The following is a 1897-nucleotide window of genomic DNA, read 5'->3' on the forward strand; positions in this document are numbered from 1 at the left end:
AGCACCCCTATGAAGATGACGACGGAAGAGGCCTTTGTTAAGGTTTTGCAGATGCATGGAATTGAGCATGCGTTTGGGATCATTGGCTCGGCGATGATGCCGATTTCGGACCTGTTTCCGAAGGCTGGGATCATGTTCTGGGACTGTGCGCATGAGGGCAGCGCGGGGATGATGGCGGATGGCTACACCCGGGCGACTGGCAAGATGTCGATGATGATTGCGCAGAACGGCCCGGGTATCACCAACTTTGTGACCGCCGTCAAGACTGCCTACTGGAACCACACGCCGCTTCTGCTGGTGACCCCGCAGGCGGCCAACAAGACGATCGGTCAGGGTGGCTTTCAGGAAGTCGAGCAGATGAAGCTGTTCGAGGACATGGTCGCCTATCAGGAAGAGGTCCGCGACCCGACCCGCGTCTGCGAGGTTCTGAACCGTGTGATCATGCAGGCCAAGCGCGCCAGCGCCCCGGCGCAGCTGAACATCCCGCGCGACATGTGGACCCAGGTTGTCGATATCGACCTGCCCGCCATTGTCGAGTTCGAGCGCCCCTCGGGCGGCGAAACCGCCGTGGCCCAGGCGGCCGAGCTGCTGTCGAACGCCAGGAACCCTGTCATTCTGAACGGCGCCGGTGTGGTTCTGGCCGAAGGCGGCATCGAGGCGTCGAAAGCGCTGGCCGAGCGTCTGGATGCGCCGGTCTGCGTCGGCTACCAGCACAATGACGCCTTCCCGGGCAGCCACCCGCTGTTTGCCGGCCCGCTGGGCTATAACGGTTCGAAAGCGGGGATGGAGCTGATCAGCGAGGCGGATGTTGTCCTGTGCCTCGGCACCCGTCTGAACCCGTTCTCGACCCTGCCGGGCTATGGCATCAACTACTGGCCCGCGGATGCCAAGATCATCCAGGTTGACATCAACCCCGACCGTATCGGCCTGACCAAAGCGGTCAGCGTCGGTATCATCGGCGACGCTGCCAAGGTGGCAAAGGGCATTCTGGCCCAGCTGAGCGACACCGCCGGTGACGAAGGCCGCAAGGAGCGCAAAGAGCGCATCGCGCAGAAGAAATCGGCCTGGGCGCAGGAACTGACCTCGATGACCCACGAGGATGACGATCCGGGCACCACCTGGAACCAGCGTGCCCGCGCGGCCAAGCCCGACTGGATGAGCCCGCGCATGGCGTGGCGCGCCATTCAGGCGGCACTGCCGAAAGAGGCGATCATCAGCTCGGACATCGGCAACAACTGCGCCATCGGCAACGCCTATCCGTCGTTTGAAGAGGGGCGCAAATACCTGGCGCCGGGCCTGTTCGGCCCCTGCGGCTATGGCCTGCCCGCCGTCGTCGGTGCCAAGATCGGCTGCCCGGATGTTCCGGTTGTGGGCTTTGCCGGTGACGGTGCCTTTGGCATCGCGGTGAACGAGTTGACCGCGATCGGCCGCGAGGAATGGCCCGCCGTGACCCAGATCGTGTTCCGCAACTACCAATGGGGCGCGGAAAAGCGCAACTCGACCCTGTGGTTCGACGACAACTTCGTGGGCACCGAGCTGGACACCAAGGTGTCTTATGCCGGTATCGCGCAGGCCTGTGGCCTGAAAGGCGTTGTCGCGCGCACCCAGGACGAGCTGACCGCGGCGCTGAACCAGGCGATCGAGGACCAGAAGAACGGCATCACCACGCTGATCGAGGCCCTGATCAACCAGGAGCTTGGCGAGCCTTTCCGCCGCGACGCGATGAAAAAACCCGTCGCAGTCGCCGGCATCAGCGCCGATGACATGAAAGCGCAGGGCGCATAACCCCAGGACGAGGCCGGAGCACATGACCCTGACACCCGTCGAGCTGTTGCGGCAAAACGCTCCGGCCACCCGTCCCATAATCGCCCTCAGCGAAGGCAACGACCCCCGCATC

General features: G+C 63.7%; 1 protein-coding gene. It reads left to right on the plus strand.

The window, feature by feature from the left end:
* The first annotated feature begins 9 nt into the window (after positions 1-9).
* Positions 10-1785: a sulfoacetaldehyde acetyltransferase gene (gene xsc, locus ACR0ID_RS20335; RefSeq protein ID WP_209508319.1), complete on the plus strand. Its 1776-nt coding sequence runs from the start codon at positions 10-12 to the stop codon at positions 1783-1785.
* The last annotated feature ends 112 nt before the right edge of the window (positions 1786-1897 follow it).

The sequence above is a fragment of the Ruegeria sp. AL2 genome, assembly GCF_056540845.1.

Excerpts from the sequence above, each read along its gene's own strand:
- xsc (WP_209508319.1), top strand. The coding sequence starts at position 10 with ATGAAGATGACGACGGAAGAGGCCTTTGTTAAGGTTTTGCAGATGCAT.